This window comes from Micromonospora sp. DSM 43699 (genome assembly GCF_055517075.1).
The window spans coordinates 48,216-75,089 of the sequence record NZ_JBTMMT010000008.1; the positions used below are offsets into that span (position 1 = coordinate 48,216).

Genomic DNA, 26,874 nt, shown 5'->3' on the forward strand with positions numbered 1-26,874 from the left:
CAGGGGTGACGGGCTGACCGCCGAGAGCTTCGGGGTGCGCCGACCCGCAGAGAGATCGCGTGCTTTCGCGGCTGTGCTGAGTCTAGAGCGTAATCAACTCTTCCGACCTGCGGCAACAGGGTCCCGCTCGGCGTGTCCCAGTCTACCCCGTACGACCGTCGCTCCGCGCACCTCTACCGGCAACCGCCAGACTTCCCATTCTGTTCCCGGCACTAACCCGTCGGGCGGCCCGTCGAACGCCAGCACCGTCGGGCCAGCCCCACTGACCACAGCGGCCACACCGGCCGCACGCAGCTCGCTGACCAGGGCCGCAGTCTCCGGCATTCCCGCCGCACGGTAATTCTGGTGCAGCCGGTCGACGGTGGCCGGCAGGAGCAACGCAGGCTCGGCGGTCAACGCGTGCACCAGCAACGCCGACCGGCCCGCGTTCAGGGCCGCGTCCGCGTGCGGCACGGTCGCCGGCAGCGCCGCCCGCGCGGTGGCCGTCAACCCCCGCTCGGCCGGCACGAAGACAGTGGGCCGTACCCCGGCGGCGACCGGCAACGAGACCGCCCGGCCGCCGGTCGGCTCGGTCCAGGCGATGGTGAACCCGCCGAGCAGGCAGGGGGCGACATTGTCCGGATGGCCCTCGATCTCGGCGGCCAGCCGCAGCACCGCGTCGTCGTCGAGCCGCTGCCCGCCGTCGGTGACCAGCGCGCGGGCCAGCAGCACCCCGGCCACGATCGCCGCCGAGGAGGAGCCCAGGCCACGGGCCTGCGGAATCCGGTTGACGCATTCCAGCGCCAGCCCCGGCGGCTGCCCACCGAGCTGGTCGAAGGCGGCCCGCATGGCGACCACCACCAGGTGCCGGTCGTCCGGCGGCAGCTCGCCGGCGCCCTCGCCGGTCACCGCCACCCGGACACCGGCCGGGGTCACCTCGGCGGCCACGTCGTCGTGCAGGGCGAGGGCCAGCCCGAAGGCGTCGAACCCGGGGCCCAGGTTGGCACTGGTCGCGGGCACCCGCACCCGCACCGGCCCGGAGGCGAAAGTCGTCGGCACCGGCTCATGCTAGGGCCCGGGACCGACGTCGCGCCTGCTCGCCCGGACGGTGGGACTGGATCACCTCGGTTAGCCTGACGCCGACCCCACCGCCGGCCGGGAGGCCACATGGAGATGTTCGGTTACCGACTCGTGCAGCTGCTGGGCCACCTGCCCGTGCTGCTGACGCTGCTCGCCGTCCTGGTGGTCGCCGCCACCGCCCGCCGCCGGCTGCCCGGTCGGGCCCGGTCGTTGCTGCTCGCCGGGGCCGCCCTACTGCTGTTGCTGGAACTGCTCAGCACCGCCTGGGTGGCAGCCCTGCCGGAGCTGATCCGGTCGCGCTCGCTCCCCGGCGGGATGCGGCAGTTCGAGCTGTGGAACCTCACCGTCAGCGTGGTCGGCTGGCTCGGCTACCCCGTCGGCCTGGGCCTCGTCGTCGCCGCCGTGTTCGTCGGCCGCGCCGCGTCCCCCACGCCCGGCCATCCGTGGGGCACCTGGACGCCCCCGGCTGGCGGGACACCCACCGGCGCCGCCGGTGGCCCACCACCCGGATTCGCCGCCGGCCATCCGGCCACCAGCCACCCTGCCGTCGGCCACCCTGCCCCAGGTCCGACGGTGCCGGGCCAGGCCGCCGCTGCCCGGGGCGGGAGCGACAGTCCGCCGACCGTCCCGCCGCAGGTCGACCGCCCCGACTGAGCAGCGTCCGGCGGTTCAGCGAGCGGGCAGCGGGTCCGGGTCGGCGGCCGGGCCGGTGAGCGAGAGCCGGCGGGTGGCGATCCGCCAGCCGACCGCGTACACCAGGGTGACCAGGCCGCAGCCGGCGAGCACCACCCGCTCGTCCACCCGGTCGACCACGCCGGCGACCACCAGCTGGCTGACCGAGATCGCCAGGGTGGCAAGCATCATGTCGGTGGCGAACACCCGGCCCCGCAGCCGGTCGGGCACCTCACCCTGGAGGGCGAAGTTCGACAGCACCCAGTTGCTGCCGCCACCGAAGTGGGCCACGAAGACCAGCACCACCACCAGCGGGAACCAGGGTGTCACCGCCGCGCCCAGGTAGGCCAGCCCGTACAGGGACATCGACAGGGCCAGGCCGGGCAGCAGCCAGGCCCGGTTGGTCAACACCCGGCTCATCAGGATCGGCCCGACCAGCGCCCCCGCCCCGCGCGCCGCGAAGAGCAGACCGGTGCCGACCGGCCCCACCCCGTAGAGGGCGGCCAGCAAGGGGAAGACGGTCAACACTCCGTTGCCCAGCCCCACCGCCGACTTCACCGTGACCAGCGCCAGCACCCGGGGCCGGTGCCGGATGTGGCCCAACGCCTCGCGGATCGCCGTCCAGGTGCGCGGCGTCGACCGGTCGGGCTCCCGGGCCGCCTGCAACGGCCGGCGGATCAGCGCTGCCAGGCCCGCCGCCAGCACCAGGCCGACCGCACCCACCCAGAAGCAGGCGTACGGCCCGACCGCCGCGCTCAACACCCCACCGAGGGACGCGCCGACCACGGTCATCGTCCCCCAGGCGGACCCGGCCACGGCGTTGCCCGCGGCCAGGTCGGCCGGGTCGAGCACATTGGGCAGGGCGGCCTGCGCCGACGGCGAGTAGAACGCCTTGCCGACCGCCACCAGCGTGATCGCCGCCATGGCCAGCCAGGCCGTGCCGGCGTCGCGGACGCCGAGCAGCAGCAGCACACCGAGCAGCGTCACGCCGTTCGCGGCCATCATGACCTTCCGGCGGTCGAACCGGTCGGCGATGGTCCCGGTGTACGGCAGCAGCAGCGCCAGCACCCCGGTGTCCAGGGCCAGCACCAGGGCACCCCAGACGCCACTGCCTGTCAACTGCGGCAGCAGCACCAGCAGCGGCACCATGACGAACCAGTCGGCACCGAAGACCACCAGCTCGGCCAGGAAGAGGTTGCGGAAGTCCCGGTTGCGGACCAGGACCGAGAGCGGAGAGGACACGTACCCGGACCCTACCCGCCGGCTCGCGGCACTGCCGTTCGGCTCAGCAGCCGGGAGACCGTGACGAAGGTGTAGCCACGGGCCCGCAGACCGCTGATCATCGCGTCCAGCCCGCGCAGCGCCACCTGCCGGTTCTCCGACCCCGCGTCGTGGGCGAGCAGGATGGTGCCGGGCACGACGTCGGCCACGATCCGCCGGGCGTGTCCGGCCGGGTCGTCCGGGAACTCGCCCTCCACCATCTGCAGCGACCAGAGCACGACGCGGTAGTCGAGACGTACGGCGGCGTGCAGCACCCCGCCGCCCAGGTGCCCGTACGGGGGCCGGACCAGCCGGGGCGGCACCCCGGCGACCTCGGTGATGGCCTCGTGCGACCGGCGCAGGTCGTCGTGTACGGCGGGGGCGGACAGCCGTGCCAGATCCCGGTGCCGCCAGCTGTGGTTGCCCACCTCGTGCCGGGTCAACCGGCCCCGGATCAGGTCGGCGTGCCGACGCACCCGTGTGCCGACCAGGAAGAATGTCGCCGGCACCGCGTGCCGGTCCAGGATGTCCAGTACGGTCGGCGTCCACCGGGGCAGCGGGCCGTCGTCGAAGGTCAGCGCGACCAGTCGCTCGGTGGTCGGCACGTGCCACACCACCTGGAGCCCACCCGAGCCGACGTCCTGTCGCCGGTTGCCGACCGTGGCGCTGGCCGGGCCGGCGGAGAGCGGCAGGTGCCGGTCGGCGAGCCACGTCCCCTGCGACATCCCGGCGGCGCCCAACGTGACGCCCCCGACCAGCAGCGCCCCGCCGCCCAGCAGCCGCCGTCGGCCCCACCGCCCGCCGCCCGGGTCGGCCGTCTCCGGCCCGCTCCGCGCCATCACCCAGGGTGGATCGACGATGACCGAAAGTAGATGAACACAGGGTGACCGTACCCGTCGGCCGGCCCGATGTCCCGGGCCCGGCCCGACGCGATGTCACCGGCCCGGCCCGACGCGATGTCACCGGCCCGGCCCGACGCGATGTCACCGGCCCGGCCCGACGCGCGCCGGGCCGGCGCCCCCGGGACCGAAGAGGACGCGCCCCCGGCCGGTGACCCCGGACCGGGGGCGCGTCGTGACGCGACTGTCGCGCCGAAGGCGACCCGAGGCGCTATTCGGCAGGCGGCAGCGGTGACCGGCGGCTCTTCGGCAGCCGCAGCACCTCGAACTGGTCGGTGCCGTCCACCAGCGCGGCCGACGGCGTCGGCCGGGCCGGCGTCTCGGCCGACGCCTCGGCGGCCGGGGCACCCACCGGGGCCGACACCTCGGCGTCCCGGTCGGCGGGCTTCCCGGTCGGCTCGTCGCCGTCGGTGGGGCTGCCCCGCCGGCCGGCCCGCCGCTCACGAAGCGACTCCTTGGTGCGCTCCACCATCGTGTAGAGGGTCGGCACCAGGACCAGGGTGAGCAGGGTGGAGCTGAGCAGGCCACCGATCACCACCACCGCGAGCGGCTGGGAGATGAAGCCACCCTCCCCGGTCAGCCCGAGGGCCATCGGTAGCAGCGCGAAGATGGTGGCCACAGCGGTCATCAGGATCGGCCGCAGCCGTCGCCGACCGCCCTCGACCACCGCCTCGGTGATGCCCATCCCCTGCGCCCGGTACTGGTTGACCAGGTCCAACAGCACGATCGCGTTGGTCACCACGATGCCGACCAGCATGAGCACGCCGATCAGCGCCGGCACGCCCAACGGGGTCCCGGTGACCAGCAGCAGACCGATCGCGCCGGTCGCCGCGAACGGGATCGAGATCAGCAGGATCAGCGCCTGGGTGATGCTCCGGAACGTCGCCACCATGATCAGGAAGACGATCGCGATCGCGGCCAGCACAGCCAGGCCCAGGTCACCGAAGGCGTCCTCCTGCTGGGCGCTCGCCCCGCCGACGGCGATCGTCGCCCCCGGCACGTCCAGGTCGTCCAGCCGCTTCTTGAGCTCGGTGGTGGTCGCGCCGAGGTTCGAGCCGGTGGCCGTACCGGTCACCGACACGCTGCGCTCACCGTCGATCCGGGTCACCTGCTGCGGTCCCTCACCCCGGGTGACGTCGGCGATGTCGTCGAGCTTGACCGGGCCCACCGGCAGCGCCCGCAACTGCTCCTCGGTCAGCGGCGGGACGGCAGTGGTCCGCAGCACGACGTCCTGCTGACCACCGTCGAGGGTCACCCGGCCCAGCGGGCTGCCCCGGTACGCCTGCGACACCAACTGCCCGACCGCGGCCTCGCTGAGCCCCACCCGGGCGGCGGCCAACCGGTCGACGGTGACGTCGACCCGGGGCACCCGGTCGGCCAGGCTGGTGGCGACGTCCTCGACCCCGGGGGTGCCCGCCATCGCGGCCCGGACCTGGTCGGCCGCCCGGTTCAGGGTGTCGGTGTCGGCGGCCTGGACGACCACCTCCAGCTGGTTGCCCGAGGCGCCCCCCTGCCCGCTGTCGAAGCTCAGCTCGCCCGCCGCGGAGCCGAGCCCGTCGAACTCCCGGCGGAGGACCTGCTTCATCTCCTTGGCGTCGGTATCGCCGCCGAGCGCCACCGACCAGCGGGCGGTGTTGTTGCCGCCACCGGCCAGCCACGGCTGGTCGTTCCCGCCCGCGCTGACCTGGTAGGTCTCGACCCCGTCGGTACGCCCCAGCACCCCCTCCACCAGGCGGGCCGCCTGGTCGGTGGCGGCCAGCCCCGACCCGGCCGGCAGCTTCTGGCTGATGCTCAGGGTGTCCTGGCCGGAGTCGTCGAGGAAGTTGGTCTCCAGCTTCTGGGCCAGGCCGAAGGTGCCGAACAGCAGCAGGATGCCCACCGCAACGGTGATCCACCGGGTCCGGCGGGTCCGGGTGGCGAACCCGATCGCCGGCAGGTACGCCCGCTGCAACGGGCTGCGCAGTTCCTTCTCCTCGGCGGCCCGGCGGACCGCCTCGTCCGCCCCGTCGCGCGGCGGCTTGAGGAACCAGTAGGCCAGCACCGGGATCACCGTCAGCGACACCAGCAGCGAGGCGAGCAGGGCCACCGTGACGGTGATCGCGAACGGCGCGAAGAGCTGCCCCACGAAGCCGCCCACCAGGGCGATCGGCGCGAACACCGCGACCGTGGTGAGGGTCGACGCGGTGACCGCCCCGGCCACCTCGCGGACGGCGGTGACTATCGCCTCCCGCTTCGGCTCGCCGTACTCCAGGTGGCGTTTGATGTTCTCCAGGACCACGATCGAGTCGTCCACCACCCGCCCGACCGCGATGGTGAGCGCGCCCAGGGTGAGCAGGTTGAGCGAGTAGTCGCCGATCCAGAGGGCGAGCAGCGCCACCACCACCGACAGCGGGATGGAGACCGCGGTGACCAGGGTGGACCGGACGGAGAGCAGGAAGACCAGGATCACCACGACCGCCATCAGCAGGCCGAGCAGCCCCTCGGTGGTCAGGCTCTCGATCGACTTCTCCACGAACGGGGCCTGGTCGAACACGATGGTCAGCTCGGCACCGGAGGCGGACCGCAGGTCGTCCAGCCGGTCCCGGATGTCGTGCGAGATCCGTACGGCGTTGCCGTCCTGGGCGGCCGTGACCTGGACCCCGATGCTCTCCCTGCCGTTGGTCCGGGTGAGCGCGGTGGCCGGGGCGAGCTGCTGCTCGACTGTCGCCACATCGCCGAGCCGGACCGGGGCGGTCTTGGGCGCGGTCGAGGTGAGCGCGATGCCGCGCAGCTCGTCGAGGGTGGTGACCGGGGCCCCCACCTGCACCGGCAGCGCGCTGCTGCCGTCCACGACCGCACCGGCCGGGACGGCGATGCCGTTGGTCTTCAGCGCGGTGGCGATCGCGGTCGGGCTCAGCTTCGCGGCGGCGAACTTCGCCGGGTTCGGCACGATCGTCACGACCTGGTCGCGGGTGCCGGTCACGGCGACCGTGCGGACGCCGTCGATCCCCTCCAGCTCGGGTACGACGGTGTCGCGCAGCTTGTCGGCGAGCGCCTGCTCGTCACCGCCACCGGTGGCGGCCAGCACCACGGCCGGCAGGTCGTCGGTGCTGCCGGTGATGACCTGCGGGTCCACCTCGTCGGGCAGCTGCGCGTCGACCCGGCTCAGCGCGGTCTGCATCTTGTTGGCCACGTCGTCGATGTCGGTGCCGAAGACGAACTCCACAGCGATCGTCGCCGACCCCTCCCGCGAGGTGGAGGTGACCTTCTCCAGCCCGGGGATGCTCTGCAGGCTGTTCTCGATCGGCTCGGTGACCTGCGCCTCGACGATCTCCGGCGAGGCACCCGGATAGACCGCGACGACGAACGCGCCGGGGAACTCCAGCGACGGCAGGAGCTGCTGCTTGAGCGAGGGGACGGCGAACGCCCCGAACGCCGCGGTCACCACCGCGATCAGGGCGACGAGCCCCCGGTTGGCGAGGCTGGATCTGGCGAGCAGCGACATCGGCGTGGCTCACTCCTGGGAGAGGGGACAGGCATGGGAAAGTCTGCCCGACCCGGTCTCCCCCGCCCCGCACGGGGTGGCCACCCGCCCCGCCGGGGTCGACAGGGCGGGCAGGGTGGGATCAGACCAGGTCGAGGGAGCGGGCGGCGGTCAGCGCGTCGTTGGCGATGGTGATCGGCGCGGGGGCTGTGGAGATGGCCCACTCCGGGTCCTTCAGGCCGTGGCCGGTGACCGTGCAGACCACCGTGCCGCCGGCCGGGACCTGACCCGCCGCGCCCTGCTGGAGCAGGCCCGCCACGCTGGCCGCGCTGCCCAGCTCGACGAAGACCCCCACCTCCCGGGCGAGCAGCCGGTAGGCCGCGAGGATCTCCCGGTCGGTCACCGCGGCGATCAGCCCCTGCGAGGCGTCCCGGGCGTCGAGCGCCTTGGTCCAGCTCGCCGGGTTGCCGATCCGGATGGCGGTGGCGATGGTCGACGGCTCCGGCACCACCTGACCGCTGACGATCGGGGCCGCCCCGGCGGCCTGGAAGCCGTACATCTTCGGGGCGCGGGTGGCGTTGCCGGCCCGCAGGTCCTCCGAGTAGCCCATCCAGTAGGCGGAGATGTTGCCGGCGTTGCCGACCGGCAGGCAGTGGATGTCGGGGGCGTCACCGAGCGCCTCGACGATCTCGAAGGCGGCCGTCTTCTGGCCGTGCAGCCGGTCCGGGTTGACCGAGTTGACCAGGGCCACCGGGAAGTCCTGGGCGAGCTTCGAGGCCAGCGCAAGGCAGTCGTCGAAGTTGCCCTGCACCTGGAGGAGCTTCGCACCGTGCACGAGCGCCTGGGCCAGCTTGCCCAGCGCGATCTTGCCCTGCGGCACCAGCACCGCGCAGGTGATCCCGGCCCGCGCGGCGTACGCGGCGGCGGAGGCGCTGGTGTTGCCGGTGGAGGCGCAGATGATCGCCTTGTCGCCGGCCTCGACCGCCTTGGAGACCGCGACCGTCATGCCCCGGTCCTTGAACGAGCCGGTCGGGTTGGCCCCCTCGACCTTCAGGTAGACGTCGGCGCCGAGCCGGGCGGAGAGCGCCGGCGCGGGAAGCAGCGGGGTGTTCCCCTCGTGCAGGGTGACCACGGGCGTGGCGTCGGTGACCGGCAGCCGGTCCCGGTACGTCTCGATCAGACCCCGCCACATGTCGCTCTCCTCGCCTCTGCCCGCCCCGGCCGTGCCGGAAGCCCCTGCCAGCCTGGACCAGCCTCGCCGATCACCCCTCGGCACACCCACCGGAAACCATCAGGCGAGACGCCGGGTCACGCCCCGCCCTCGACCCGCAGCACGCTGGCCACCGAGCGGACGATGTCCAGCCCGCGCAGCTCCCGTACCGTCGCGGCGAGCGCGGCGTCCGGGGCGACGTGGGTGACGATGACCAGGTCGGCGTCCTCACCCCGACCGGCCGGACCGCCGCCGGCCGGGCCCTGCCGGACGGTGGCGATGGAGACGTCGTGCCGGGCGAACACCCCGGCCACCGCCTGGAGCACGCCCGGCCGGTCCACCACGTCGAGGCTGATGTGGTAGCGGGTCAGCGCCTCGCCCATCGGCCGGACCGACAGGTCGGCGTACGCGGACTCGCTTGCCGCGAACGCCCCGGCGAGCCGGTTGCGGGCCACCGCGACCACGTCACCGAGGACCGCGCTGGCGGTCGGCGCGCCACCGGCACCCCGGCCGTAGAACATCAGCTGCCCGGCCGCCTCGGCCTCGACGAAGACCGCGTTGAACGCGTCGCCGACGCTGGCCAGCGGGTGGGTCAGCGGGATCATCGCGGGGTGCACCCGGACGCTCACCGTCTCCCGGCCGGCCGGGTCGACGCCCCGGGCGGCGATGCAGAGCAGCTTGATGGTGCAGCCCATCGCCTTGGCGCTGGCCATGTCGGCGACCGTCACCTCGGTGATGCCCTCGCGGTGCACGTCGGCGGCGGTGACCCGGGTGTGGAAGGCGAGCGAGGCCAGGATGGCGGCCTTCGCGGCGGCGTCGAAGCCCTCCACGTCGGCGGTCGGGTCGGCCTCGGCGTAACCCAGCTCGGTCGCCTCGTCCAGCGCTTCGGCGAAGCCGGCGCCGGTGGCGTCCATCGCGGAGAGGATGAAGTTGGTGGTGCCGTTGACGATGCCGGTGACCCGGTTGATCCGGTCGCCGTGCAGCGACTCGCGCAGCGGACGCAGCAGCGGGATCGCCCCGGCGACGGACGCCTCGTAGAAGAGGTCGGCCCCGCCCTCGGCCGCCGCGTCGTGCAGGGCCGCGCCGTCCTCGGCGAGCAGCGCCTTGTTGGCGGTGACCACGCTCTTGCCGGCGCGCAGCGCCTCCACCAGCCAGGTCCGCGCCGGTTCGATGCCGCCGACCACCTCGACGACCACGTCCACGTCGTCGCGTTTGATCAGGCCGAGCGGGTCGGTGGTGAACAGCGCCGGGTCGACGGGGAGGTCACCCCGGGCCCGGCCGACCCGGCGTACGGCGATGCCGGCGATCTCCAGCGGAGCGCCGATCCGGGCGGCCAGGTCGGCGGCCTGCGTGTGCAGCAGCCGGACCACCTCGCTACCTACCGTTCCGCAGCCGAGCAGGGCCAAGCGCACAGGTGACGTCATCCCACATCCAAAGCGAGCAGGTCTTCTTCGGTCTCCCGTCGAACGATCAGCCGGGCTCGGCCGTCACGCACCGCGACCACCGGGGGTCGGGGCACATGGTTGTAGTTGCTGGCCATGCTGCGGCAGTACGCTCCCGTGCCGGGGACCGCGACAAGATCTCCGGGCTGCACGTCGGCGGGCAGGAATTCATCCTTCACCACGATGTCCCCGGACTCACAGTGCTTTCCCACCACGCGGGCCAGCAGCGGCGCGGCGGTCGAGGCCCGGCCGGCCAGGGTCGCCGAGTACGACGCGTCGTAGAGGGCGGTCCGGATGTTGTCGCTCATCCCCCCGTCCACGCTCACGTACGTCCGCAGCCCGTCCACGTCCTTGACGGTGCCGACCGTGTAGAGGGTGAGGACGGCGGGGCCGACGATGGCCCGGCCCGGCTCGATCGACAGGTGCGGTACGGCCAGGTTCTCCGCCGCGCACTCCGAGTCGACGATCTTGCGGAGCCGCTTGGCCAGCTCGTCCGGCGTGGCCGGGTCGTCCTGGGTGGTGTAGGCGATGCCGAACCCGCCGCCCAAGTCCAGCTCGGGCAGCTCCACCCCGCGGGCGTCGCGGATCTGCGCCTGGAGGGCGAGCACCCGGCGGGCGGAGACCTCGAAGCCGCTGGTGTCGAAGATCTGCGAGCCGATGTGCGAGTGCAGCCCGCGCAGGTCCAGCACACCCTCGTCGATGACCTTGAAGGCGGCTGCGGCGGCGGCCCCACCGGCCAGCGAGAAGCCGAACTTCTGGTCCTCGTGGGCGGTGGCGATGAACTCGTGGGTGTGCGCCTCCACCCCGACGGTGACCCGGATCAGCACGCCGGGGCGGACCCCGCGCTCCCGGGCCAGCGCGGTGAGCCGGTCGATCTCGGTGAACGAGTCGAGGATGATCCGCCCCACCCCGGCGTCCAGCGCCCGGGTCAGCTCGGTGACCGACTTGTTGTTGCCGTGGAAGCCGATCCGGTCCGCCGGCATACCGGCCGACAGCGCGGTGGCCAGCTCGCCGCCGGTGCAGACGTCCAGGTGCAGACCCTCCTCGGCGATCATCCGGACCACCGCCCGGCAGAGGAACGCCTTGCCGGCGTAGTAGACGTCCACGTCGGGGAAGGCGGCCCGGAAGTCCCGGGCCCGCGAGCGCAGGTCGTCCTCGTCGAGGACGTACGCCGGGGTGCCGTACTCGGCCGCCAGCTCGCGGACGTCGAGACCCGCGACGGTCAGCGCGCCGCCCGCGCCGCGCGCGACCCGGCGGGGCCAGAGCTGTGGCACCAGGGCGTTGACGTCGGCCGGGGGACGCAGCCAGCCCGGCCCCCGGTCACCGATGTCGCCGTGCATCGCGCCGGCTTCGTGGGCGCGCATCAGCGATCTCCGCCCCGGGGCCGCGACGACCGCCGGCCCGCTCCGCCGACCTGCGGACGCAGGCCCGTTCCTGGGTTACGCATGGGCTACATCCTCTCCGGGGCGGCGACGCCGAGCAGGCGCAGTCCGTTGGCGATCACCGTGCGGGTGGCGTCGTTGAGCCAGAGCCGGGCCCGGTGCAGGTCGGTGACCTCCTCGTCACCGCGCGGCAGGATCCGGCAGTTGTCGTAGAACCGGTGGTACGCCCCGGCCAGGTCCTCCAGGTAGCGGGCCACCCGGTGCGGCTCGCGCAGCTCGGCGGCGGCGGCGACCACCGCGGGGAACTCGGCGAGCGCCTTGAGCAGCTCGTTCTCCTTGTCGTGGTCGAGCAGCTCGGGGTGGAACCCGGCCCCGTCGCCCCGGCCCAGGCCGACCTCGGCGGCGTTGCGGCCGACGCTTGCCGTCCGCGCGGCGACGTACTGCACGTAGTAGACCGGGTTGTCGCGGGTGGCCCGGGTCCACAGCTCCACGTCGATGTCGATCGGCGAGTCGCTGGAGTAGCGGGCCAGGGCGTAACGGGCGGCGTCCACCCCGATCGCGTCGACCAGGTCCTCCAGGGTGACCACGGTGCCGGCCCGCTTGCTCATCCGCACCGGGACGCCGTCGCGGACCAGGTTGACCAGCTGGCCGATGAGGATCTCCAGGTTGACCGCCGGGTCGTCGCCGAAGCAGGCGGACATCGCCTTCATCCGCCCGATGTAGCCGTGGTGGTCGGCACCCAGCATGATCACGACCCGTTCGAAGCCGCGCTCCCGCTTGTCCAGGTAGTAGGCGCAGTCGGCGGCGAAGTAGGTCCACTCGCCGTTGGACTTGCGCAGCACCCGGTCCTTGTCGTCACCGAAGTCGGTGGTGCGCAGCCAGGTCGCCCCGTCGGCCTCGTACAGGTGGCCCTGCGCGCGGAGCCGTTCCAGGGCCAGCTCCAGTTCGCCCCGGTCGTGCAGGTCCTTCTCGTTGAAGTAGGTGTCGAACTCCACCCCGAAGCCGCGCAGCGAGGCCTTGATCTCGGCGAACATCGACGTCACGCCCTCGACCCGGAACACCTCCTGGGCCTCGGCGTCGGCCAGGTCGAGCACGTCCGGCCGGATCGCCCGGACCTGCTCGGCGATCTCGGCGATGTACGCCCCGCCGTAGCCGTCCTCGGGGGCCGGCTCGCCCTTCGCGGCGCACAGCAACGACCTGGCGAACCTGTCGATCTGCGACCCGGCGTCGTTGAAGTAGTACTCGGTGCCGACGTCCGCGCCGGTGGCCCGCAGCAGCCTGCTGAGCGCGTCGCCGACGGCCGCCCAGCGGACCCCGCCGATGTGCACCGGGCCGGTCGGGTTGGCCGAGACGAACTCCAGGTTGATCCGCTGGCCGGCGAGCCGGTCGCTGCGGCCGTACTCCTGGCCTGCCTCGACGATCACCCGGGCGAGCTGGCCGGCGGCGGCGGCGTCGAGCCGGATGTTCAGGAAGCCGGGGCCGGCGATCTCCACCGACTTGACGCCGGCCGCCCGGCCGAGCTGTTCGGCGAGCGCGGCGGCCAACTCCCGGGGCGGGACGCCCACCTTCTTGCTGAGCTGGAGGGCCAGCGTGGAGGCGTAGTCACCGTGGTCGGGGTTGCGCGGTCGCTCCACCGCCGTACGCGCCGGAAGCGCGTCGGGGTCGAGCCCGCGCGCGGTGAATACGGCGTGGGCTGCGGAGAGGACGACCTCGGCCAGTTCTGCGGGAGTCACCGAACCATGTTATCGGGGGTAGACTCGGGCACTCGGCGGCGACCCTGAGCGTCACCCGGCCCGCCAGATCCCCTGACCGACCGACCTGACGAGGCACGATGAGCATCAGCACCCCGGGCGGCCCTGAGCGCCGTCCGACCGTGGTCAGCACCGGCAAGAAGCCGGCGGCGGGCCGGCCCGCCGCCGGCGCCAAGCCCGGGGCCGCCAAGCCCGCAGGCACCCCCCGGCAGACCTCGGGCGGAAAGGGCCCCCGCAAGCCGATCACGCCGGTGAAGGTGAGCCAGGGCCGGTCCTGGGGCCCGATCGCCCTGTTCGTCGCCGTGGGCGTGCTCGCTGCCTCGATCATCGGCTACGGCGCGTACGCGGCCTTCCAGGGTTCCAAGTCGTGGGAGCAGCGGGCCGCCGACATCGACGGCATCGTCGACTTCCGGGACAAGGACCCCAAGCTCGTCCAGGGTGGTCAGCACCAGCAGGGCGCGATCAAGTACGACGTCCTCCCGCCGGTGGCCGGCCCGCACAACCCGGCCTGGCAGAACTGCATGGGCGACGTCTACGACGCCCCGATCGCCAACGAGCACGCGGTGCACAGCCTGGAGCACGGCACGGTCTGGATCACCTACCGCCCCGACCTGCCGGCCGACCAGGTCAGCAAGCTCCGCAGCAAGACGCAGGGCGTGGAGAAGGTCATGCTCAGCCCGTTCGAGGGGCTGGACAAGCCGATCTCGCTCCAGGCCTGGGGCTACCAGCTCAAGGTCGACAACGCCGACGACAGCCGGATCGACGAGTTCATCAAGACGCTGCGGGTGAACGCCTCGGTCGAGGGTCCGAACGCCAACTGCGGCCAGGGCATCACGGCCACCGGCACCGCCCCCCGCGACAACGTCCCGCAGCAACAGCAGCAGCCCACCCAGTGAGGACACGGCGATGACCGCCCCCGCGACGACCGACACGCCGCCCGTCGAGCCCCCGGTCACCAGCTCCGGTGACCGGCGGCCCGCCGGCCGCTACGGCGCACTCGCCCTGACCGCCGCCGTCGTGGTCGGTCTCCTGCTCGGGTACGCCGGCGGCCTGCTGACCCCGACGTTGACCCGGCCGGGTGACGGCTCCGCCGAGGCGGGCTTCGCCCGGGACATGAGCACCCACCACGCCCAGGCGGTGGAGATGGGGCTGATCGCCTTCGACCGGGGCACCGATCCCGAGGTACGCCAGATCGGCGGCGACATCGCCACCGGCCAGCAGGGTGAGATCGGCACCATGCAGACCTGGCTGCGGTCGTGGGGGCTCGACCCGACCGGCAGCCAGCCCCGGATGGCCTGGATGCCCGACGGTGCCACCAAGGTCGAGAACGGCCTGATGCCGGGCATGGCGACCCCGGAGGAGATGGCGAAGCTACGCGTCGCCCAGGGCCGTGAGCTGGACGTCCTCTTCCTCCAGATGATGATCAAGCACCACCTCGGCGGGATCCACATGATCCAGGGCATCCTCGACGCCGGTGGCGACGACGACGTCCGTACGGTGGCGCAGACCATGAAGAACACCCAGCAGACGGACCTGACCAACCTCCAGAACGCCCTGAAGCGTCTGGGCGGCTGACCCGTCCCCACGCGTCCGAGAGGCCCGCGTCCCGCTCCGGCGGACGCGGGCCTCCGTGCGTCACCGCCCCCTCGCCGACGCGGTTGCGGGCCCCGACGGCACGCGGCGACCTGGAACGCGAAGACCTGCAACGCGGGTTATGGGCGATTTGTATTTTTAGCGCGGTCCGCACCTTTGAGGCCCTAAGAGACTTTTCTACCCACATATCGTGACCGGTAGTGATTCGTGCTCGTTGCGTAGGACGTGGGGGTTGCACTCAGAGACGCGCGGCGCTCGGTCACCAGCTGGTGCCGACGCCACACCATCGGCGGTGACGGAGCGGTGGCAGCCGCCCGTCGCGGACACCGGCAGGGCGAGTCGGGAGCGCTCAGCCGGGAACAGGAACTCGAACTGATCGACGTACTGCGGGGCGTCCACCCCGACGGGTTCGGGCTGGACGAGGAGCTCTGGACGCGGCAGAGCCTCGCCGCGCTGATCCAGCGCCGCTTCGACCTGGCGGTCGACGCCGGCACGGTCGGGTCGTACCTGCGGGCCTGGGGGTTGGGTCCGCGGGAGCCGCGCGAGCGGGCCTGCGGGCTCTGCGTCGGCGCGGTCGAGCGTTGGGTACGCAGTGACTACCCGGCCATCACCCGGGCCGCCCAGGAACACGACGCGGAGGTCTACTGGATCGGCCGGGTACGCCTGCGCGGCACCATGCCCGCCGCCGAGGTGATCTCGGCGGTGTCGTCCCGGGGCCAGGTCCGGTTCATGGTGACCACGCCGAGCGTGGATCCACCACTGCCCCGCGACTTCGTGTTCCGGCTCAGCGGCGCCGACCAGCACCCGGTGCACCTGATCGTGGACGGCTCCTGGCCCCGGAACGAATGGCCCCGCCGGCTGCCCCGGCGCATCGTCCTGCACCCGCTGCCGAGCTGCGGCCGCGCCCAGGCCGCCGCCTGACCCACTCGACCCGGGCCGGCACCCGACCCGCTCGGCCTGGCCGGCGGCGACGTTCCGCCCGGCTCGGCCGGCGGGTGATCCACCCGGCCTGACCGGAGGTGACATCTTCGCTCGTCGCCGACGGCAGTCGCCGCCGACCCCTCGCCAGCCTCGGCATCATGATCATCCAGGTCAGCGGGGCGTACCGGCGGGGGCCGGGTCGCGATTCGGTGATCCCGGAGGGGTTTGCTACTCTTCTCAGGTCGCTGAGCCCCCGTAGCTCAGGGGATAGAGCACCGCCCTCCGGAGGCGGTGGCGCAGGTTCGAATCCTGCCGGGGGCACACTTGCTAGGAAACCGAGACCAGCACACGAAGGCCGCTGACCAGGGGAAACCCGATCAGCGGCCTTCGTCGTACGAGTGGGGCTCAGGCGGATTCGCGGCGGGCCTTCGCACGGCGTTTTCCCTCGTGCATGGCCTGCACCCGGGGCACCGGGATGGTGCGCCCCTCGGCTACCAGGTCGACCGGGAGCCGCTGCGGCGCGGGCATCGCCCCGGCCCACGGATCCCGGTCACCGAGCAACGCGGGGACCGTCCGCACGGTGAAGTCCGCCGGGGTGATCCGGTCGAGGTCGTCCCAGGCGACCGGGAACGAGACCGGCAACCCGGGGCGCAGCCGGGGGCTGTACGCGGCCACCACTGTCGCCCCGCCGGCCCGGGTCGGGTCGACGAAGACCCGGCCACCCCGGTCCTCGCGGATGAAGGCGGTGGTCGCCGACTCCGGGTCGAGGCCTTCGGTGTGTACGGCGAGCGCCCGGGTGGCGGCGGCGACCTCCTCGGTGGTGGTGTCCGGGTGCACCGGGACGAAGACGTGCAGCCCCTTGGCACCACTGGTCTTCACCGCGCCGGCCAGCCCGACGTCGGCCAGCGCGCGGCGGACCGCCCCGGCGACCCGGGCCACCGTCGCGAAGTCCTCCCCCTCGGGCGGGTCGAGGTCGAGCACGAGGTGGGTGGGCTGCTCCGGGCTGGTCGCGGTGACCAGTGCCGGGTGGTACTCGACCGCCCGCTGGTTGGCGAACCAGAGCAGGGTGCGCCGGTCGTCGCAGAGCGCGTACGACACCTGCCGGTGGGACGTCTCGGCCCAGATCGCCGTGCGGCGTACCCATTCCGGGGTGTATTTCGGCAGGTTCTTCTGCATGAACGGCTCCTGCCCGCGCAGCAGCCGGACCACCGACAGCGGCCGGTCGCGCAGGACGGGGAGGAGGCGGTCGTGCACGGTGTCCAGGTAGTCGACCAGGTCCCGCTTGGTCACGTCGCCACCGGCGAGCAGCGGCTGACCGAGGTTGGTCAGACCGACCCCGTCGCGCGTCTCCTCCGCCCCGGCCATCCGCCCACCCTCCCGGCCGCACCGGCCGGGCGCAACCCCGACACGGGTCGGCCGACAGACCCGTCGTCGAGATCTTCGTCTGTGACCATGACACCGGCGGAAGGAGGCACCCCGTGTCCCAGGAACACAGCGACGGATGCGCCGGCGGGGAACAGGACGGCGTCTGCACCCTGCGGGAGGCGCTGGACCGGGTGGGCGGCAAGTGGAGCATCGGCATCCTGCTGGCCGCCTCCCCCGGGCCGGTCCGCTTCAGTGAGTTGGAGCGGCAGGTCGAGGGGATCAGCCGACGGATGCTCACCCTGACCCTGCGCAACCTGGAACGGGACGGTCTGCTGCACCGCCAGGCCCACCCGACCGTGCCGCCGAGGGTCGAGTACCGCGCCACCCCGATGGCGCTGGAGCTCTACGAACCGCTCGTGGCGTTGACCGCCTGGGCACAGCGGCACCGCACGGCGATCAGCGAGGCGCGGGCCGCCTACGACCGCAAGCACGGCCGGGAATGAGCCCCTGACCGGGCCTGTGGCGAACGCCACCGTGTTTCTCTGACCGATCGGTCAGTTCTGACCGATCGGTCAGGCATGCTGGAACGCATGATCCGTCGCACCCCCCGCACGCACGGCGAGATCCTCGCCGCGGCGGCCCGGCGGTTCGCGGTGACCGGCTACAAGGGCACCTCGTTGCAGGACATCGCCCGCGAGGTGGGCTGCTCCAAGGCGGCGGTGCTCTACCACTTCGCCGGCAAGGAGGCCCTGCTCGCCGAGCTGATGGCGGGGCCGATCTCGGTGCTCTGTGAGCTGGACGAGCGGATCTCGGCGTTGACCGGGGCAGCGGCGCAGCAGGTGGCGGCGGAGGGCTTCGTCGACCTCGCGGTGCGGTTCCGCGGCGAGATCGCGCTGCTGCGCGGGGAGTTCCCGGAACTGCTCGCCCAACCGGCCTTCGCCCACGTCCAGCGCATCTCGGAGCGGCTGATCGAGGCGATGACCGGCCCCGACGGCGGGCAGGACGCGCGGGTCGCCGCGCTGGTGCTGCTCGCCGGCATCGCCGAGGGATGCGGCACGTTCACCGACATCTCCGACGAGGAACTGCGTCCCGCCCTGCTGGCCGTCGCCCAGCGGGTGCTCCTCTCCCCCGTACCGCCGCCACCACGGCCACCTCTCGACCTACCCGATCACGAATGAGGACAAGGATCTGATGGCGACCCTGCTGTACCGGCTAGGCCGGGCATCGTTGCGCCGCCGGCGACTCGTCGTCGCCGTCTGGCTCGTCGTACTCGTCGGCCTCGGCATCGCCGCGGCCACCCTGAAGGGCCCGACCGCCAGCAACTTCACCATGCCCGGCACCGAGTCCCAGCAGGCGCTGGACCTGCTCGCCGAGCGCTTCCCGGCGGCCAGCGGCGCCACCGGCACCATCGCGGTGAAGGCACCCGCGGACGGCCAGTTGACCACCCCCGAGGGGCAGGCCGTGGTCAAGGGGGTCGTCCAGGAGTCGGCGACGCTGCCCGGCGTGGTCGGCGCGGTCGACCCGTACCAGTCCCAGGCGATCACCCCCGACGGCCGGTACGCCCTGATCCAGGTGCAGTTCGCCACCGGCGGGGACGAGGTCACCGACGACCAGCGCGAGGCGTACGAGAAGGTCGGCGCGCAGGCCGAGGCGCGGGGCTGGCAGATCGCCCCCGGCGGTGAGGTGCTCAACTCCGAGCCGGAGGTCGGCTCGACCGAGGCGCTTGGCGTACTGGTCGCCGCGATCGTCCTGATCGTCACCTTCGGCTCGTTGGTAGCGGCCGGGATGACCATGCTGAACGCGCTGATCGGCGTCGGGGTCGGCATGGCCGGCCTGTTCGCCCTCAGCGGTGCGGTCGAGCTGACCAGCACCGCGCCCATCCTGGCCCTGATGCTCGGCCTGGCGGTCGGCATCGACTACTCGTTGTTCATCACCTCCCGGCACCGACAGCACCTGCTCGAAGGGCTCACCCCCGAGGAGGCGGTCGGCCGGGCCGTCGGCACCGCCGGTTCCGCCGTGCTCTTCGCCGGCGCCACAGTGGTCATCGCGCTCGCCGGCCTCGCCGTCGTCGGCATCCCGTTCCTCACCGTGATGGGTCTGGCCGCCGCCGGCACGGTGAGCGTGGCGGTGCTGGTGGCGATCACGCTCGCCCCGGCGCTGCTCGGTTTCGCCGGCCGCCGGGTCCTCCCCCGTAAACTGCGCAACGCCGGGACCGGACCGGCCCACCGGGCCGCGCCGGCCGCCGAGGACCGCTCCGGTTTCGGGTTCCGCTGGGCGCACTGGATCACCCGGCTGCGCATCCCGGTCATCCTGGTCGGCCTGCTCGGCCTGGGGCTGCTCGCCCTGCCGGCCCAGGACATGCGGATCGCCCTGCCGGACGCCAGCACCGCCGCGGTGGGCAGCCCGGCCCGGACCAGCGCCGACCTGATCCGGGAGGGCTTCGGCCCGGGCTTCACCGGCCGGCTCGCCGTGGTGGTCACCTCGGACTCCCCGCAGGACACCGCGACCGCCGTGCCGCAGGTGACGGCGCTGGTCCAGCGTACCGAAGGGGTGTTGGCGGTGGCCCCGCCGCAGCTCGACCCGTCCGGACGGACCGCGCTGATCGGGGTGATCCCGAAGAGCGGCCCGACCGACGCCGCCACCGAGACGCTGGTCCACGACATCCGGGACCGGGTCGGCTCGGTCGGCAACGCCGAGGTGCTGCTGACCGGCGTGACCGCGATCGGCATCGACGTGTCCGAGAAGCTCGCCGACGCGATGCCGGTCTACCTGCTGCTCGTGGTGGGGCTGTCGATCCTGCTGCTGATGCTGGTCTTCCGGTCGATCCTGGTGCCGGTGAAAGCGGCGTTGGGCTTCCTGCTCACGGTGGCCGCGACCTTCGGCATCACGGTCGCGGTGTTCCAGCAGGGTCACCTCGCCGGCCTGGTCGGTCTGGACAGCCCGGCCCCGCTGATCAGCTTCCTGCCGATCCTGCTGATCGGCATCCTGTTCGGTCTGGCCATGGACTACGAGGTCTTCCTGGTCTCCCGGATGCGGGAGGACTTCGTGCACGGCGACAGCGCCCGCCAGGCCACCATCAACGGGATGGGGCACGGTGCCCGGGTGGTCACCGCCGCCGCGCTGATCATGATGTCGGTCTTCGGGGGCTTCGTCTTCCTCGACGACCCGGTGATCAAATCGATGGGCTTCGCGCTGGCGGTCGGTGTCGCCATCGACGCCTTCGTGGTCCGGATGACCATCGTCCCCGCCGTGATGTCCCTGCTGAACACCAGGGCGTGGTGGCTCCCCCGCTGGCTCGACAAGGTCCTCCCCAACGTCGACATCGAGGGCGAAGGCCTCCGCGCCCACCTCGACAAGCAGCCGGTCGACGCCTGACCACTGTCGATCATGGAGTTGTGGTGCCGGACAACGGTGGTGAAAACCCACCAACCGGGCACCACAACTCCATGATCCACCGACACGGCGACGCCTGGGCGCGCGGACACCGGGCGGTGGGATGGGGTCAGAGGCCGGAGGGGTAGGTTTCCAGCTCGGCCACCCGCGACGGGGTGGGCAGAGGGTGCAGGGCGGTGGAGGTGTCGCACCAGACGAAGGCGTCGTAGCGGTCGGCCAGTCGGGTGGGGACGTAGTTGCCCCAGCTCTCGAAGGTCGGGTCGTAGACCACCCCGATGGCCCGGTGGTCGGCGGTGTCGGTGGCCCAGTCGGGCTGGTCGGGGTCGCCGAAGACGAGCACCGCCCGCTCCGGCAGCAGCTCGTGCAGCCGCTGCTCCACCGAGCCCTCCCGGGCCGGCGGCACCGTCATCACCTCGGCCGGCGAACCCCAGTGCGGGGCGGCGACCACCGTCCCGCGGTAGCCGCCGACACCGATGAGCGCCACCGCCTCGCGGCCCAGCCGCTCCCGGGCGAGCTGACCGATGTTGACCATCCCGTCGTCGGCCATGTCGGTGGCCCGGGCGTCCCCGACGTGCGTGTTGTGCGCCCAGACGATCCCGCGGGACCCCGGGCCGTAGCGGGTCAGCAGCCGGTCCAGGGTGTCGGCCATGTGGACGTCCCGCACGTTCCAGGAATCCGGTCCGCCGTGCACCATCGCCCGGTAGTACCGTTCCGCACCGGCCACCACCTCCGCGTTCTGCCAGGCCGCGAAGGCGTCCGGGCCGTCCGAGGCGACATGGGCCCGGGTACGCGTCAGCAGCCGGATCACCTCCTCCTCGCAGCGCGCCGAGACGAACCGGCTGGCCGCGCCGTACTCCTCGACCCGCCTGCCGTACGGCTCGAAGCACCGGTACGCGTCCTGCGCCGCCTCCATCGCGTGCGGGTCCTCCTCGCCGAGATAGTCGAAGATGGCCTGCATGGACTCCCAGAGGCTGTAGACGTCCAGCCCGTGGAAGCCGGCCCGCTCCCGCTCCGGACGTTCCAGGTTCCAGGCCCGCAGCCAGCGGCAGAACCGGTCCACCTCGGCGTTGGCCCACATCCAGGTCGGCCAGCGGGTGAACCGCCCCAGCGCGGTACGCGGGTCCGCCGCGCCGCCTGGTGCACCCACCACCGACCGGTGCACCCGGTCGCAGTCCGGCCAGTCCCCCTCCACCGCCACGAAGTCGAACCCCTGCTCGGCGATGAGCCGTCGGGTGAGCTGTTCGCGCAACCGGTAGTAGTCGTGACTGCCGTGCGTCGCCTCGCCGATCATGACCACGCGGGCGTCCCGGACGCGCTCCACCAGCGGGTCGAAGTCGCTCGGCGTACCGAGCCGCTGTACCAGCATGGGCGGGGCTACCCGGCAGGATCGGCGGACAAACCGCTGATCCTGCCGGGCCCGTGCGGTGTGGCGACGGGTGGAACGGGTAGCCGGGCGGCATGAGCGTCACCGGCATGCAGTTGCAGGAGTACCTGGCCGGCCTCGACTACCCGGTCTCCCGCGAGGACCTGGTCCGCTGGGGTCAGGAGAACGGCGCGAGCACCGAGTTGCTCCAGCTGCTGCGCGCCCTGCCCGCCGAGCAGTTCGACGACCCGGCCGAGCTGAACCAGGCCCTGGTCACCCACAGCTGACACCCGGACGGGGTCACCGCCGACGGCCACCGACCCGGGCCCGGTGCCGGTCGCGCGGTGCGGTCCGGGCGGGGCGCCACGGGTCCGTGTCGCCGGCTCGGCGACGGTACGGACAGGCTGCACGGGCGGTCGGTCTGGAACTACCTGGCCGGCAGGTACTGAGACGTTCCGGCCACCGGGCTCAGAGGTCGACGGTGCGGGCCTCGGCGCGGGCGGTCTCCGCCGCCGCCAGGACGGCCACCACCTCCCGGCCGAAGCGGACGTCACACAGGTGGTCCCGGTCGCCCGAGTCGATCTGCCCCAGCAGTTGGTCGAGGGCCGTGCCGAAGGCGGTCAGCGCGTTGCCGTCGCCCGGCGGGACGGACCCGGTGCCGTTCTCGCCGTAGAAGACGTAGTCCCGGGTGACCGCCGTCGGCGGGGCGTCCAGGGTCAACGACAGGGCGCTCGTGGCACCCCCGTCGTGGGTGAGCAGCAGATGCACCAGTCCGGCGGGGCCGTCCATCGCGGCGACCCGGGTGACCCGGCCGAGCACCGGCAGGACGATCGACAGCGCGTGCGGGCCGATGTCCCACAGCGCCCCCTGCTCCTGCCGCCAGCGGGAGTCGCCGTACGGGCTGCCGGGTTGGTAGATCGAGGCGAACTGGGTGGCGCGGGCGTGCTGCCAACCACCGGCCGCGGCGGTGGCGGTGAGGAAACCGTCGATGTTCGGGAGGAACCGCTGGGTGAAGAAGACCACCGAGGCCACCCCGGCGGCCTGCACGGCGTCGACCACCCGGTCCGCCTCGGCGGGTTCCAGTGCCAGCGGCTTGTCGAGCAGCAGGTGCCGGCCGGCGGTGGCGGCCCGGACGGCGATCCCGGCCTGCACGTCCGGGGGCAGCGCCACGGCCACCGCGTCACACGCGTCGAGCAGCGCGTCGACGTCGTCGAACGCCGGTACGCCGTGCCGGGCGGCCAACGCGCCGGCCCGCTCCGGGTTGCGCCCCCAGACACCCGCCAGTTCGGCGCGCGGATGCGCGTCCAGCCCCGCGCCGTGCGTCTGCGCCGCCCAGTGACCGGTGCCGAACAGGCCGAACCGCAGCACGAGGTACCCCCGGTGTCGTCGTCGGCCACCCGATGCGGTGACCGTGACCCACGCTAGTCGTCCACCCCGGTCGCCGCAGCCGACGCGGCCGGTCCCCGGGACGGGAGCAGGGTTGCCTCGTTGCGGCAGGCCGCCCGACCCGCCCGGATCCCGCTGACCCGGGACCTGGACGGCGGCGAGTACTACGCCGGTTAGTAGGCTGTGCCGGTGACCGACACACCCATCGGATGTCCGCGATGACCGGCGCGGCGGCGGCCGGTTCGCCGGTGGACGGAGTCCCCGCCACGGCGGCGATCGTGCTGTCGCTCGTACTGGCGCTGTGGGCTCTGGTGGCGGCGGTCCGGCACCGGCCGCCGGACCTGGCGCAGTCCGTCGGCCTGGGCCTGCTGGAGCTGGCGCTGCTCGCACTGACCGGGCTGGCCCTGGTCGCCGTCGCCGGGGGTGAACGGGCCGGCGAGCCGGGCGCGTTCTTCGGGTACCTGGTGACGCTCGTCTGCCTGCCCCCGCTGGCCTGGGTGCTGGCCCGGATGGAGCCGACCCGGTGGGGGTCGGCGATCGTCTGCGCGGTCTGCCTGGTCGTCCCGGTGGTCGTGGTCCGGCTCCAGCAGACCTGGGAGGTCGTCGGTGGCTGACCCCCGGGCGGCGGAGCGCGCCACCGACGCCGGGCCGGCGCGGGCCACCAACACCGGGCCGGGGCGGTTGCTGATCGCCGTCTACATCCTGTTCGCCATCGCCGCCACGTCCCGGGCCGGGCTCCAGATCGCCACGAGGTTCGACGAGGCGCCGGTGGCGTACCTGCTCTCGGCGGTGGCCGCGCTGATCTACATCGTGGCGGCGGTCGGGCTGGCCCGCGCCGGTCACACCGGCCGGCGGGTCGCGCTGGCCTGCTGCTCGGTGGAGCTGGTCGGGGTGGTCGGCGTCGGGGTGCTCAGCCTGGTCGACGCCGAACTCTTCCCCGACGAGACGGTCTGGTCCGGCTTCGGCAGCGGGTACGGCTACATCCCGCTGGTGCTGCCGGTGCTCGGGCTGCTCTGGCTCCGGCGCACCCGCACCACCACCGGCCCCCACGCCCGCCCGCCCGCCTGACCGGCACCGCCTGACCGGCACCGCCTGACCGGCACCGCCGCCCGGTGCGGACCGGACGGCGGTGGCGGAACGCGCCGGTCAGTCCTTCGGGCCGCCGGCCACGTAGACGACCTGGCCGGAGACGAAGGACGCGCCCTCGCTGACCAGGAACGAGATGGTGTGCGCGACGTCCTCCGGACGGCCGGGGCGGCGGACCGGGATCTCGGCGGCGGCGTGCTTCTGAAGGTCGTCGAAGTCGACCTTCATCCGGGCGGCGGTGGCGGCGGTCATGTCGGTGACGATGAAGCCGGGGGCGACCGCGTTGACCGTCACCCCGAACGGCCCCAGCTCGATGGCGAGGGTCTTGGTGAAGCCCTGCAGGCCGGCCTTGGCCGCCGCGTAGTTGGCCTGGCCCCGGTTACCCAGCGCCGAGGTGCTGGAGAGGTTGACGATCCGGCCGTACTTCCGCTCGACCATGTGCCGCTGGGCGGCCTGGCTGAACAGGAACGCGCCGCGCAGGTGCACCCCCAGCACGGTGTCCCAGTCGGCGTCGGTCATCTTGAACAGCAGGTTGTCCCGCAGCACCCCGGCGTTGTTGACAAGCACGGTCGGCCCGCCCAGCTCGGTGGCGATCCGCTCGACGGCGGCCTCCACCTGGGACCGGTCGGCCACGTCCGCACCCACCCCGAGCGCCCGACCACCGGCGGCGGTGATCGCGTCGACCGTCTGCCTGGTCGCCTGCTCCTCGATGTCGACCACGGCGACGACCATCCCGTCGGCGGCCAGCCGACTGGCGGTGGCCGCGCCGATGCCGCGCGCGGCTCCGGTCACGATGGCGACGCGGGGCTCCTCCGACACGACTACCTCCCGGTAACTTGTGGCTCGATCGGAGGAGCTTAACCCAGCGGCACGCCGGCCGGCCCGGTCAGCGACCGGGCCGCCGGCGGATACTCCGGTCAGTAGGTGGCGGAACGGCAGAGCCGGATCCAGCGGTAGCCGTGCCCGCCCAGCTTCAGGCTGTCCAGCTTGCCGACGTCGCCGTAACCCCGGTCGGTGAGCACGTCGATCGGCAGGTCCGCCTCGGCGGCCAGGGTGCCCAGGTCCACCTCGACGTCCTCGGTGCCGAGGTTGTGCAGGAAGACCATGGTGCCGGTGGGGCCGTCGGCGCGGTGCGCGAGCACCCCGGCCGGCATCGGCACGTCGATGTGCGAGGTCGAGCCGGAGCCGATCTCGGGGGCCTCCCGCAGCGTGCGGATCATCCGCTCGAACCAGGCCAGCAGCGACTTCGGGTCACCCCGTTGGGCGGTGACGTTGACCTGCTGGTAACCGAAGTCACCCTGGTCGATCACCGGGCGGATCAGCTTCTCCGGGTCGGCCGTGGAGAAGCCCGCGTTCTCCTTGTACGACCACTGCATCGGGGTACGGATCGCGTTGCGCCCGTCCAGCGCCAGGTTCTCGCCCATCCCGATCTCCTCGCCGTAACGCAGCACCGGCGTGCCGCGCAGCGAGAACTGGAGCGCGTACGCCAGCTCGATGTGCCGGCGGTCGTTGCCGAGCATCGGGGCGAGCCGGCGCCGGATGCCCCGGCCGTAGAGCTGCATGTTCTCGTCCGGCCCGAACTTCGCCAGCACGTCGTTGCGCTGGTCGGCGGTGAGCCGGGACAGGTCGATCTCGTCGTGGTTGCGCAGGAAGGTCGCCCACTGGCCGCCGGTGGGCAGCTTCGGGGTGTCGCGCAGCGCGTCGACGATCGTCTCCGGGTCCTCCCGGGCGAGGGCGAGCATCAGCCGGCCGTTGAGCATGAAGTCGAAGAGCATGTGGATCCGGTTGCCCGAGCCGCTGCCGTCGCCGAAGTAGACGGGCAACTGGTCCGGTTCGACGTTCGCCTCGGCCAGCAGCACCGCGTCGCCGCGCCGCCACTGCACGTGCTGGCGCAGGTCGGTGAGGAAGTCGAAGTCCTTGGGCGCGTCCGGGTTGCCCGGCTCGGTCTGCTCGATGATGAACGGCACGGCGTCCATCCGGAACCCGGAGACGCCGAGCTGGAGCCAGAACGAGGTGATCTTCTTGATCTCGGCGCGGACCTTCGGGTTCTCGATGTTCAGGTCCGGCTGGAACTTGTAGAAGCGGTGGTAGAACCACGCCTTGGCGGTCCGGTCGTAGCTCCACGTCTCGTGCTGCTCGCCCGGGAACACCATGCCCTGGTGCCGGTCCGCCGGCTCGTGGTCGGCCCAGACGTACCAGTCACGGTACGGCGAGTCGGGCGAGGATCGGGCCGACTGGAACCACGGGTGCTGGTCGGAGGTGTGGTTGACCACCAGGTCGATGATCACCCGGATCCCCCGGTTCTGCGCCTGGTGCAGCAGTTCGGCGAAGTCGCCGAGGGTCCCCAGTCGTGGGTCGACGTTGTAGAAGTCGGTCGCGTCGTACCCGTCGTCCTGGTTGGGCGAGGGATGGATCGGGTTGAGCCAGAGGCAGGTCACCCCCAGCCGCGCCAGGTAGTCGAGCCGGCCGATGAGGCCACGGAAGTCACCGACCCCGTCACCGTCGGAGTCCGCGTACGTGTCGACGTCGAGGCAGTAGACGACTGCCTCGGAGTACCACCTGTCACCCATGCCGGCCTAATGTCTCCGTTCCGCCGTCGCCGCAAACGCGAGTCCTCCTCCCGCGAGGT

Annotated in this window: 23 protein-coding genes and 1 tRNA gene; 11 read left to right on the forward strand and 13 right to left on the reverse strand. The window is 72.7% G+C overall.

Annotation, left to right across the window (positions count from 1 at the left end; genetic code table 11):
• Window positions 1-93: 93 nt before the first annotated feature.
• Complete coding sequence (thrB, locus tag AC0AIB_RS06460) at window positions 94-1,038, reverse strand: homoserine kinase (RefSeq protein WP_328343431.1); 945 nt, start codon at window positions 1,036-1,038, stop codon at window positions 94-96.
• A gap of 108 nt (window positions 1,039-1,146) precedes the next feature.
• On the opposite strand from thrB, the gene AC0AIB_RS06465 reads away from it, so the two are divergent.
• A complete protein-coding gene (locus AC0AIB_RS06465; protein WP_465096222.1) occupies window positions 1,147-1,713 on the forward strand; it encodes a hypothetical protein in 567 nt (188 codons plus the stop codon).
• Window positions 1,714-1,728: 15 nt separating this feature from the next.
• Here AC0AIB_RS06465 and AC0AIB_RS06470 read toward each other — a convergent pair whose 3' ends face one another.
• From AC0AIB_RS06470 to argS, 7 genes are all read right to left on the reverse strand, one after another.
• Complete coding sequence (locus tag AC0AIB_RS06470) at window positions 1,729-2,973, reverse strand: MFS transporter (RefSeq protein ID WP_328343429.1); 1,245 nt, start codon at window positions 2,971-2,973, stop codon at window positions 1,729-1,731.
• A gap of 11 nt (window positions 2,974-2,984) precedes the next feature.
• Entirely contained in the window at window positions 2,985-3,830 is an 846-nt protein-coding gene (locus AC0AIB_RS06475) for a polysaccharide deacetylase family protein (protein ID WP_328349069.1), read from the reverse strand.
• Between the two features lie 271 nt (window positions 3,831-4,101).
• On the reverse strand, window positions 4,102-7,374 hold the full coding sequence (locus AC0AIB_RS06480; RefSeq protein ID WP_328343428.1) for an efflux RND transporter permease subunit: 3,273 nt from the start codon (window positions 7,372-7,374) through the stop codon (window positions 4,102-4,104).
• A 121-nt stretch (window positions 7,375-7,495) separates the two neighbouring features.
• The gene (gene thrC, locus AC0AIB_RS06485) at window positions 7,496-8,545 is read right to left on the reverse strand and encodes a threonine synthase (RefSeq protein WP_328343426.1); all 1,050 of its coding nucleotides are present in this window, start codon (window positions 8,543-8,545) and stop codon (window positions 7,496-7,498) included.
• A 116-nt stretch (window positions 8,546-8,661) separates the two neighbouring features.
• Complete coding sequence (locus tag AC0AIB_RS06490; protein WP_328349067.1) at window positions 8,662-9,975, reverse strand: homoserine dehydrogenase; 1,314 nt, start codon at window positions 9,973-9,975, stop codon at window positions 8,662-8,664.
• A gap of 8 nt (window positions 9,976-9,983) precedes the next feature.
• The gene (gene lysA / locus AC0AIB_RS06495) at window positions 9,984-11,369 is read right to left on the reverse strand and encodes a diaminopimelate decarboxylase (protein ID WP_465096223.1); all 1,386 of its coding nucleotides are present in this window, start codon (window positions 11,367-11,369) and stop codon (window positions 9,984-9,986) included.
• Window positions 11,370-11,455: 86 nt separating this feature from the next.
• Entirely contained in the window at window positions 11,456-13,120 is a 1,665-nt protein-coding gene (argS, locus tag AC0AIB_RS06500; RefSeq protein WP_328343422.1) for an arginine--tRNA ligase, read from the reverse strand.
• Window positions 13,121-13,218: 98 nt separating this feature from the next.
• On the opposite strand from argS, the gene AC0AIB_RS06505 reads away from it, so the two are divergent.
• From AC0AIB_RS06505 to AC0AIB_RS06520, 4 genes are all read left to right on the forward strand, one after another.
• On the forward strand, window positions 13,219-14,034 hold the full coding sequence (locus tag AC0AIB_RS06505) for a DUF3105 domain-containing protein (RefSeq protein ID WP_328343421.1): 816 nt from the start codon (window positions 13,219-13,221) through the stop codon (window positions 14,032-14,034).
• Window positions 14,035-14,044: 10 nt separating this feature from the next.
• Entirely contained in the window at window positions 14,045-14,713 is a 669-nt protein-coding gene (locus AC0AIB_RS06510; RefSeq protein ID WP_328343420.1) for a DUF305 domain-containing protein, read from the forward strand.
• 243 nt (window positions 14,714-14,956) lie between these two features.
• The gene (locus AC0AIB_RS06515; protein WP_465096224.1) at window positions 14,957-15,652 is read left to right on the forward strand and encodes a winged helix-turn-helix domain-containing protein; all 696 of its coding nucleotides are present in this window, start codon (window positions 14,957-14,959) and stop codon (window positions 15,650-15,652) included.
• Between the two features lie 249 nt (window positions 15,653-15,901).
• Window positions 15,902-15,973 (forward strand) — tRNA-Arg (locus AC0AIB_RS06520).
• Between the two features lie 84 nt (window positions 15,974-16,057).
• Here the strand turns inward: AC0AIB_RS06520 and ligD are convergent.
• Window positions 16,058-17,017, reverse strand: coding sequence for a non-homologous end-joining DNA ligase (gene ligD, locus AC0AIB_RS06525; protein ID WP_328343418.1), 960 nt, complete (start codon window positions 17,015-17,017; stop codon window positions 16,058-16,060).
• 113 nt (window positions 17,018-17,130) lie between these two features.
• Between ligD and AC0AIB_RS06530 the strand changes: the two genes are divergently transcribed.
• The 3 genes from AC0AIB_RS06530 (at window position 17,131) to AC0AIB_RS06540 (ending at window position 20,392) form a co-directional block, all read left to right on the forward strand.
• Window positions 17,131-17,520: a winged helix-turn-helix transcriptional regulator gene (locus tag AC0AIB_RS06530; RefSeq protein WP_328343417.1), complete on the forward strand. Its 390-nt coding sequence runs from the start codon at window positions 17,131-17,133 to the stop codon at window positions 17,518-17,520.
• 87 nt (window positions 17,521-17,607) lie between these two features.
• Window positions 17,608-18,195, forward strand: coding sequence for a TetR/AcrR family transcriptional regulator (locus tag AC0AIB_RS06535; protein ID WP_465096225.1), 588 nt, complete (start codon window positions 17,608-17,610; stop codon window positions 18,193-18,195).
• A 13-nt stretch (window positions 18,196-18,208) separates the two neighbouring features.
• Window positions 18,209-20,392: an MMPL family transporter gene (locus AC0AIB_RS06540; RefSeq protein WP_328343415.1), complete on the forward strand. Its 2,184-nt coding sequence runs from the start codon at window positions 18,209-18,211 to the stop codon at window positions 20,390-20,392.
• Between the two features lie 127 nt (window positions 20,393-20,519).
• On the opposite strand, the gene AC0AIB_RS06545 is transcribed toward AC0AIB_RS06540, so the two are convergent.
• On the reverse strand, window positions 20,520-21,776 hold the full coding sequence (locus AC0AIB_RS06545; protein WP_328343413.1) for an erythromycin esterase family protein: 1,257 nt from the start codon (window positions 21,774-21,776) through the stop codon (window positions 20,520-20,522).
• Window positions 21,777-21,868: 92 nt separating this feature from the next.
• On the opposite strand from AC0AIB_RS06545, the gene AC0AIB_RS06550 reads away from it, so the two are divergent.
• On the forward strand, window positions 21,869-22,060 hold the full coding sequence (locus tag AC0AIB_RS06550; RefSeq protein ID WP_328343411.1) for a DUF2795 domain-containing protein: 192 nt from the start codon (window positions 21,869-21,871) through the stop codon (window positions 22,058-22,060).
• Between the two features lie 181 nt (window positions 22,061-22,241).
• On the opposite strand, the gene AC0AIB_RS06555 is transcribed toward AC0AIB_RS06550, so the two are convergent.
• The gene (locus tag AC0AIB_RS06555; protein WP_328343409.1) at window positions 22,242-23,141 is read right to left on the reverse strand and encodes a Gfo/Idh/MocA family protein; all 900 of its coding nucleotides are present in this window, start codon (window positions 23,139-23,141) and stop codon (window positions 22,242-22,244) included.
• Window positions 23,142-23,368: 227 nt separating this feature from the next.
• On the opposite strand from AC0AIB_RS06555, the gene AC0AIB_RS06560 reads away from it, so the two are divergent.
• Window positions 23,369-23,773 (forward strand): hypothetical protein, encoded by a 405-nt coding sequence (locus AC0AIB_RS06560; protein WP_328343407.1) that lies wholly within the window; start codon window positions 23,369-23,371, stop codon window positions 23,771-23,773.
• Entirely contained in the window at window positions 23,766-24,227 is a 462-nt protein-coding gene (locus AC0AIB_RS06565) for a hypothetical protein (RefSeq protein WP_328343405.1), read from the forward strand. The genes AC0AIB_RS06560 and AC0AIB_RS06565 overlap by 8 nt, the downstream gene beginning before the upstream one ends.
• A gap of 78 nt (window positions 24,228-24,305) precedes the next feature.
• Here AC0AIB_RS06565 and fabG read toward each other — a convergent pair whose 3' ends face one another.
• A complete protein-coding gene (gene fabG / locus AC0AIB_RS06570; protein WP_328343404.1) occupies window positions 24,306-25,064 on the reverse strand; it encodes a 3-oxoacyl-ACP reductase FabG in 759 nt (252 codons plus the stop codon).
• 98 nt (window positions 25,065-25,162) lie between these two features.
• Window positions 25,163-26,815 carry an alpha-amylase family protein gene (locus AC0AIB_RS06575; RefSeq protein WP_328343403.1) on the reverse strand — a complete coding sequence of 551 codons (1,653 nt, stop codon included), beginning with the start codon at window positions 26,813-26,815 and terminating at the stop codon, window positions 25,163-25,165.
• Between the last annotated feature and the right edge of the window lie 59 nt (window positions 26,816-26,874).